The following is an 8,102-nucleotide window of genomic DNA, read 5'->3' on the forward strand; positions in this document are numbered from 1 at the left end:
AGCGGAACCTTTTTGACGCTCTCTTGACTGCTAAGATCATCCCACTTTCAGTAGGCTGAGGCGTGCCGCGCGCACGGGGGACAGTCTCTAAGGGCCCCATCGCGAAGGAGTGGCTGAGTTGGTCCGCCGGTAAGGTTCGCCACCGGGCTGGGCCCGTGTTCCAGGCCGGACCCAACGGACTGCAACTGCTCCTGTCGCAAGGCGACTTGAAGAGAGTCTCATGACGTCATTGATCCAGGATCCACTGCTGTGGATCTTGCTCGTGGTCTTGGTCGCTGCGGTCGTCGCAGTGATGCGGGCCCGCAGAACCAACATGGCCCTCCGCAGGAAGAGCAACGACCTGCAGAGCGCCCGCGAAGCCGCGCAGAGCGACCGCGACCGCCTCTATGCGGAATACACCCAGCTGAACGCACAGCACGCCGGCGACCTGGCGGCGGTGCGCAAGGATGCGGAGGAAGACACCAAGGCCGTCCTGAAGTCCGCGATGCGGACGCTCCAGGTACTCGCCGACGAACAGCAGCTCATCATCGAGAAGTCGCAGCGCCGCTACGGCGACGACGAACAGGTCCTTGGCGACCTGATGATGATCGACCACACCAACAGCCAGTTCGGCCGCCGCGCCCAGGGCATCGCGGTGCTCTGCGGCGGCTGGCTCGGCCGGCGCGAGTCCACCGCCTCCGTGTACGACGTGGCCCGCAGTGCCCAGGGCCGCATCAAGCACTTCGACCGCGTCACCATCAACACCCAGGTGAACGTCTCGGTGGCCAGCCGCGCCGTCGAGCCCGTCGCGGTCGTCCTCGCCGAGCTGCTGGCCAACGCCACCAACTACAGCGCGCCCGGCACCCGCGTCGACATCAACATCCAGGCCGTACCCACCGGTGTCTGCCTGATCATCGACGACGCCGGCCTCGGTATGAACACGGAGGAGAAGGCGCGGGCCACCGTGCTGCTCTCCCCGCAGGCACCGGTCGACATCACGAGCCTCGGCGACCCGCCGAAGTTCGGCTTCGCCGTGTCCGGGATGCTCGCCACCCGGTACGGCTTCAAGGTCTCGGTCGATTCGGTGTCCCCCTACGGCGGCGTACGGGCGGTGATTCTCTTGCCAGAGAACCTGTTGACGACGGACGTTCCCGAGCCCGAGGGCGGTGCCGCGAAGGCCGAACCCCAGGCGCCCGAGGCTCCTTCGGTCGCTCCGCAGCGGCTGACCCCGGTGGCCACGCCCGGCGGACCGCCGCGTCCGATCGGTACGACGGCGGGCGGCCTGCCCAAGCGGCGGCGGCGCGGCAGCCCGGTCGCGGTGGTGCCCTCGCCGCCGGAGCCGGTCGTGCCGGAGCTCAACACAGAGGTCACGGCTTCACGTATCGGTGCGTTCCAGCGCGGAACGCTGCTTGGGCGGGATACGACCACCATGGAAGGACCACAGGACCAGTGAATCCCGATCTGTCGTGGGTGCTGAACGACGTGCTGCAAGTCCGCGGCGCCCGTCACGCGATCCTCGTCTCGGCCGACGGCCTCCTGCTGGAGCGGTCCAGTGACATCGAGCGCGACGAGGCGGAGACCAACGCCGCCGCGATGAGCTCGATGCAGTCCCTCAGCCGGGCCGTCGCCCCCTTCGTCGGCTCCGGACGCGGTCTGTGGAAGCAGACCCTGATCGAGTACGACGGCGGCTGGATATTCCTGATCGCCGCGGGCAGCGGCGCCTACCTCGCCGTGTCGGCCGCGCTGGACGTCGACATGGAGGCCATGTCGTTCCGGATGCAGCAGCAGGTGGGGGCGCTCGGCAAGGCGATGACCACCCCGCCGCGTCAGAACGCCGGTGCGGACGCATGAACGCCCACGGCGAGGAAGCTCCGGTCACGGTCACCAGCGACTTCGTCCGCTCGTACGTCATCACGGGCGGACGGCGGCTGCCGACCGCCGACGACCTGTCCCTGCACACCCTGGTCACCCTGGCCCCCGACCGGGAGGTGCCGCTCGGTGCCAGCCCCGAGGTACGGGCCATCTGGGACCTGTGCGGCGGCGGCTACCTCTCCGTCGCGGAGGTCGCCGCGCACCTGTCGCTCCCGGTGGGCGTCGCCCGACTCCTGCTGACCGATTTATTCGAACAAGGTCATCTCCTGCGCCGTGCCGCGCCCCCACGCGCCCAGTCCGTCGACAGAGGAATCATCGAAAAGGTGCTGCATGGACTCGAATCCCTCTACGGCTGAGACGATCTACGTCTCAGACGCGGTGACCACCACCGCGAAGATCCTTGTCGTAGGGCACTTCGCGGTGGGCAAGACCACGTACATCGGCTCGCTGTCGGAGATCACCCCGCTGCGCACCGAGGAGAAGATGACCCAGGCGTCCGCCCACGTGGACGACCTGAAGGGTGCGCCGGACAAGGTGACGACCACGGTCGCGCTGGACTTCGGCCGGCTCACGCTGAGCGAGGAACTGGTGCTGTACCTCTTCGGTACGCCCGGTCAGCAGCGCTTCATGCAGCTGTGGGAGGACATGGCCCGCGGCGCGCTCGGCGCCCTGCTCCTGGTCGACCCGTCCCGGCTGGCCGAAACGTTTCCGGTGATCGACCTGGTCGAGAAGTACGGCCTGGAGTACGCCATCGCCGTCAACACCTTCGACCCGGAGGGCGGCGAGTTCGACGAGGACGAGATCCGCGAGGCCCTCGACCTGCTGCCCGACACCCCGGTCGTCTACTGCGACGCCCGGGACCCGAAGTCGTCCGCGAGAGCGCTGATCGCCCTCGTGCAGCACCTGCTCGCCCGCGCGGCCTGAGCCCCGGTCCCTCCTCCGTCCGGCCCCTCCCCGCACAAGGGGACCGGACAAGGGGCCCGGGCAGGGACGTCCGGGCAGGGGCCCGGACCATTCGGACCAGGGCCCCGCACAAGGTTTTTCCTCACCCCTGTCCCCCGCCCCCGAGGCGCGGGGAACCCAAAGGAACCTCCATGGACATACAGCACGCGGGTGCCACGTCGAACGCTCCCGCCAGATGCCCCATGCACGGCGCCGACTTCGCCGCCGATCCGCAGGGCATCTACGACAAGTTGCGCGCCCACGGCCCGGCGGCACCCGTCGAGCTGGCACCGGGCGTGGACGCCACGCTCGTCGTGCAGCACGAGATGGCCCTCAGGGTGCTCCAGAACACCACCCTGTTCGCCCGTGACTCGCGTCGCTGGGCCGCCCTGAACGAGGGCCGCATCTCCCTCGACAGCCCCGTCCTGCCGATGATGGCGTACCGGCCCAACGTCCTGTTCACGGACGGCGCGGTGCATCTGCGGCTGCGCAAGGCCGTCACCGAGAGCCTCGCCAAGCTGAACATCAGCCGGATCCGGCGGGACGTCGAGCCCATCGCCGACTATCTGATCGACCAGTTCAGCGAGCGGGGCCGGGCCGACCTCCTCAACGACTACGCCAAGCTGATCCCGCTGCTGCTGTTCAACAAGATGTTCGGCTGCCCGGCCGACATCGGCGACCGCCTCAACACCGGTATGTCCGCCATGTTCGACGGCCAGGACGACGCCATCAAGGGCATCGAGATCGTCGCCACCTGCCTCCAGGAGCTGATCACGCTCAAGCGCCGCGAGCCCGGCGACGACGTGACCTCCTGGCTCATCCAGCACTCCGCGGGCCTCAACGACGAGGAACTCCGGGACCAGCTCATCGTGCTGATGGGCGCGGGCCTCGAACCCCAGCGCAACCTCATCGCCAGCTCCCTGCTCCTGCTGCTGTCCGACAACCCCTCGGAGCGCGGCAGCGGCATGCTGGTCGAGGAAGCCATCGACCATGTGCTGTGGAACAACCCGCCCATCGCCAACTACGCGACGCACTACCCGATGCAGGACGTCGACCTCGGCGGCGTACCGGTCGACGCGAACACCCCGATCGTCATCAGTTTCGCCGCCGCCAACAGCGACCCCGCCCTCAACGAGGCCCGGCAGATGGCCAGCAAGGGCGCCCACCTGGCCTTCGGTGCGGGCCCGCACGCCTGCCCGGCGAAGGACCCGGCCCTGGTCATCACGCTCACGGCGATCGAGAAGGTCCTCAACGCGCTGCCCGACCTGACCCTCGCGGTCCCGCAGGACAGCCTCATGTGGCGCCCCGGCCCCTTCCACCGCGCGCTCGCCACACTGCCGGTGCGGTTCAGCCCGACGCCGGCCACCCGGATCGCGGCGGCCCTGCGCAACCAGGCCCCGATGCCCGCGGCGACGGACCCGGCACACCGTCCGGCCCCGCAGCCGGCGGCGTCTCCGGCGGCCCGTCAGGAACAGCGCAAGAAGGGATTCTGGAGCTCCTTCCTCGATGTCTTCCGGCTCTGAGAGCTCCGACGGTCAACTGCCCACCCACTTACGCCGGTTGATACGAGCGCCCTGTGTCCGAGGTCCAGCCTCGGGGACGGGGCGCTCAGCGCGTTTCGTCCGGCAGTTCCGCGAACTCCGTCAGGGCGTGGGTGAGCCACTGGGTCCAGAAGGTCTCCAGGTCGATGCCCGCGCGCAGGACCAGGTGCTGGAGGCGGTCCTGGGGGTCGGTGGCCATACCCGAGGGGCGGGGTGGGAAGTCGCGCTTCTCGATCTCCTGATACTCCGTCAACTGGCGCTGGTGCAGGGCGAGGTGGCGTCGCAGGTCGGCCTCGATGCCTTCGGCGCCGACGACCGCCGAGGCGCGCAGGCGCAGCAGCAGGGTGTCGCGGTACGGCTTGGGGTCCTGGGGTGCCGCGGTCCAGCGGGCCAGTTCGGCGCGGCCCGCGGGCAGGACCTCGTAGCTCTTCTTCTGGCCGCGGGTCGGCTGTTCGGCGGGCAGGGCGCGGATGTGTCCCTCGGCCTCCAGTCGGCCCAGCTCGCGGTAGATCTGCTGATGCGTCGCCGACCAGAAGTAGCCGATCGACCTGTCGAACCTGCGGGTCAACTCCAGCCCCGAGGACGGCTTTTCGAGCAGGGCGGTGAGGATCGCGTGCGGGAGTGACATGCCACGGCTCCTAGAGGGTCGCTGCCAGTTCGGTGCCCTGCTTGATGGCGCGTTTGGCGTCCAGTTCGGCGGCCAGGTCGGCGCCGCCGATCAGGTGCGCGGCGTGTCCGGCGGCCAGCAGGTCGTCGTACAGGTCGCGGCGCGGGTCCTGGCCGGTGCACAGGACGACGGTGTCGACCGGCAGGACGGTGCTGGTGCCGTCGACGGTGAGGTGGAGTCCGGCGTCGTCGATACGGTCGTACCGGACGCCCGGGGTCATGGTGACACCCCGGTGCTTGAGTTCGGCGCGGTGGATCCAGCCGGTGGTCTTGCCGAGGCCCGCGCCGACCTTGGTGGCTTTGCGCTGGAGCAGGTGGACGGTGCGTGGCGGGGCGGTCCGCTCGGGGGCGGTGAGGCCGCCGGGGGTGCGGTGGTCCATGTCGACGCCCCAGGCGCGGAAGTACGCCGCCGGGTCCTCGTGCGTCTTGTCGCCGCTGTCGGTGAGGTACTCGGCGACGTCGAAGCCGATGCCGCCCGCCCCGAGGATCGCGACACGGTCGCCGACTGGGGCGTCGCCGCGCAGGACGTCTAGGTAGCCGACGACGCTGGGGTGGTCGATGCCGGGGATGTCGGGGGTGCGGGGGGTTACTCCGGTGGCTACCACGATCTCGTCGTAGGCCGCCGTCAAGGCGTCTGCGGTTGCGCGGGTGTTGAGGCGTACGTCTACCCCGTGGGCGTCCAGCTGGTGGCGGAAGTAGCGGATCGTCTCGTCGAACTCCTGCTTGCCGGGGACCTTGCGGGCGACGTTCAGCTGGCCGCCTATCTCGGGGGCGGCGTCGAAGAGGGTGACCTCGTGGCCGCGTTCGGCGGCGGAGACGGCGCAGGCGAGTCCGGCGGGTCCGGCGCCGACCACCGCGACGCGTTTGCGCAGGCGGGTGGGCGAGAGGACCAGCTCCGTCTCGTGGCAGGCGCGCGGGTTGACCAGGCAGGAGGTGATCTGCCCGCTGAAGGTGTGGTCCAGGCAGGCCTGGTTGCAGCCGATGCAGGTGTTGATCGCCTCGGGTGTGCCGGCGGCGGCCTTGTTCACGAAGTCCGGGTCGGCGAGCATCGGGCGGGCCACGGAGATCATGTCCGCGCGCCCTTCGGCGAGCAACTCCTCGGCGAGTTCCGGGGTGTTGATGCGGTTGGTGGTGACGAGGGGGATGCCGACCTCGCCCATGAGCTTCTTCGTCACCCATGTGTACGCGCCGCGCGGCACCGAGGTGGCGATGGTGGGGATACGGGCCTCGTGCCAGCCGATGCCGGTGTTGATGATCGTGGCGCCGGCCGCCTCGACGGCCTTGGCGAGCGTGATCACCTCGTCGAGTGTCGAGCCGCCGGGGACCAGGTCCAGCATCGACAGGCGGTAGATGAGGATGAAGTCCTCGCCCACGGCCTCGCGTACCCGGCGGACGATCTCGACCGGGAAGCGCATGCGGTTCTCGTAGGAGCCGCCCCAGCGGTCGGTGCGGTGGTTGGTCTGGAGGGCGATGAACTCGTTGATGAGGTAGCCCTCGGAGCCCATGATCTCGACGCCGTCGTAGCCGGCCCGGCGGGCGAGGAGGGCGGTTCGGGTGTAGTCGTCGATGGTCTGTTCGACTTCGGCGTCGGTGAGTTCGTGTGGGGGGAAGGGGCTGATCGGGGCCTGGAGGGGGCTGGGGGCGACGAGGTTCTGGTGGTAGGCGTACCGGCCGAAGTGGAGGATCTGGAGCGCGATCTTTCCGCCCTCGCGGTGTACGGCGGTGGTGATGGCGCGGTGTTGTTCGGCCTCGGTGTCGGTGGTGAGTTTGGCTCCGCCTTCGTAGGGGCGGCCGGCGTCGTTGGGGGCGATGCCGCCGGTGACGATGAGGGCGGCTCCGCCTCGGGCTCGGGTGGCGTAGAACTCGGCCATGCGGGTGAAGCCGTGGGGGGCTTCTTCGAGGCCTGTGTGCATGGAGCCCATGAGGACGCGGTTGGGGAGGGTGGTGAAGCCGAGGTTCAGGGGGCTCAGGAGGTGGGGGTATGGGCTCATGGGGGCCTCCGGGGGTGGGGTGGTTGGTCCTGCCTCCTTTTTAGGGCAGGTGGAGGCGATTGTGCAACTAGTTGCATAATGGTGTGCGGCACATGGGGGTGGGGTGGGGTTTTCTTCGCCCCCGCCGCCCCTACCCGTCCCATCCCGTTCCTGGGGGCTGCGCCCCCAGACCTCCTGGTTGGAGTGGGTGGGCGGGGGAAAAACGGCCTGAACGGCCTCGTCCTCAAACGCCGGACGGGCTGGATGGTGTGGGCCGGTGCTGGTTCAGGGTCGTCGTGATCAGGGTCTGGAGTTGTTCGGTCACGTCGTCCAGGGGGCTGATGCTGCGCTTCGCGCGGCACATTGCCACCGTTCCCTCCGTTGCCGCGACGATCAGTGTCGCGAGCTGTGCCGCCTGTTCGGGGGCGGCGCCGTGCTCCCTGAGGGAGGCCGCCAGCAGGGCCTCCCACTGGTCGAACACCTCGGCGGCTGCCAGGACCGCGGCCGGAATCTCGTCCGTCGGCGGCTCCTCGATGGAGACCGCGAGGACAGGACACCCGGCGCGGAAGTCGCTGTCGACGACGATCTTCCGCCACAGGCCGAGAAACGCTCGCAGTCCCGCGACCGGCCCTGCCGGCAGCTCCTTGCGCAGATTCCGGGCGGCGAACTCACCCGCATACCGCACGGCCTCCGTGGCCAGCTGCTGCTTGCCCTCCGGGAAATAGTGGTACGTCGAACCGAGCGGCGCCCTCGCGTGCTTCGCCGTCTCGCGGATGCTCGTCGCGTTCAGGCCGCGCCGGCTGATCATGTCGGCGGCACCGGCCACGATCCGCTCGCGCGCCGTCGGGCTGGACTTGGTCACGTACGTGATCCCTTCCCTCTCTTCCCTGCCTACCACGCTTGCTATAACAGCCGTCATATCCTAGCGTCGCCCAGTCGCGGGCGGGTCGGTTGTTCGACCTCGTCATGGATGGCCTGCGGGCCGGTGCCCCTGGCGGGCGCTGAGTGCTCCGCTGGGCAGGCAGTTTGTTCGGCGCGGGTCGGTGGGGGCTGGTCGCGCCCAGACCCCCGCTGTCGGCCTGAACGGCCTCGTCCTCAAACGCCGGACGGGCTGGGTGTGCCTGGACGGCCT

At 69.4% G+C, this 8,102-nt stretch carries 8 protein-coding genes; 5 read left to right on the top strand and 3 right to left on the bottom strand.

The genetic code is table 11. The features are described from left to right. Positions 1-220 precede the first annotated feature (220 nt). From ACWDR4_RS23715 to ACWDR4_RS23735, 5 genes are all read left to right on the top strand, one after another. Positions 221-1,432: an ATP-binding protein gene (locus tag ACWDR4_RS23715; RefSeq protein ID WP_450411325.1), complete on the top strand. Its 1,212-nt coding sequence runs from the start codon at positions 221-223 to the stop codon at positions 1,430-1,432. Beyond that, positions 1,429-1,830, top strand: a complete 402-nt coding sequence (locus tag ACWDR4_RS23720; protein ID WP_105973205.1) for a roadblock/LC7 domain-containing protein — start codon at positions 1,429-1,431, stop codon at positions 1,828-1,830. The genes ACWDR4_RS23715 and ACWDR4_RS23720 overlap by 4 nt, the downstream gene beginning before the upstream one ends. Then, complete coding sequence (locus ACWDR4_RS23725) at positions 1,827-2,207, top strand: DUF742 domain-containing protein (RefSeq protein WP_164406791.1); 381 nt, start codon at positions 1,827-1,829, stop codon at positions 2,205-2,207. Before ACWDR4_RS23720 ends, ACWDR4_RS23725 begins: the two co-directional genes overlap by 4 nt. After that, positions 2,182-2,775, top strand: coding sequence for a GTP-binding protein (locus ACWDR4_RS23730; protein WP_235478570.1), 594 nt, complete (start codon positions 2,182-2,184; stop codon positions 2,773-2,775). The genes ACWDR4_RS23725 and ACWDR4_RS23730 overlap by 26 nt, the downstream gene beginning before the upstream one ends. 221 nt (positions 2,776-2,996) lie before the next feature. After that, positions 2,997-4,316: a cytochrome P450 gene (locus ACWDR4_RS23735; protein ID WP_450411358.1), complete on the top strand. Its 1,320-nt coding sequence runs from the start codon at positions 2,997-2,999 to the stop codon at positions 4,314-4,316. A gap of 85 nt (positions 4,317-4,401) precedes the next feature. On the opposite strand, the gene ACWDR4_RS23740 is transcribed toward ACWDR4_RS23735, so the two are convergent. The 3 genes from ACWDR4_RS23740 to ACWDR4_RS23750 all read right to left on the bottom strand — a co-directional run bounded on the left by ACWDR4_RS23740 (position 4,402) and on the right by ACWDR4_RS23750 (position 7,832). Further along, the gene (locus tag ACWDR4_RS23740; RefSeq protein WP_450411328.1) at positions 4,402-4,962 is read right to left on the bottom strand and encodes a PadR family transcriptional regulator; all 561 of its coding nucleotides are present in this window, start codon (positions 4,960-4,962) and stop codon (positions 4,402-4,404) included. A gap of 10 nt (positions 4,963-4,972) precedes the next feature. Further along, positions 4,973-6,991: an FAD-dependent oxidoreductase gene (locus ACWDR4_RS23745; protein WP_450411330.1), complete on the bottom strand. Its 2,019-nt coding sequence runs from the start codon at positions 6,989-6,991 to the stop codon at positions 4,973-4,975. 223 nt (positions 6,992-7,214) lie between these two features. Continuing rightward, entirely contained in the window at positions 7,215-7,832 is a 618-nt protein-coding gene (locus ACWDR4_RS23750; protein WP_450411332.1) for a TetR/AcrR family transcriptional regulator, read from the bottom strand. Positions 7,833-8,102: the final 270 nt, after the last annotated feature.

This window comes from Streptomyces sp. NPDC000878, from assembly GCF_053599695.1.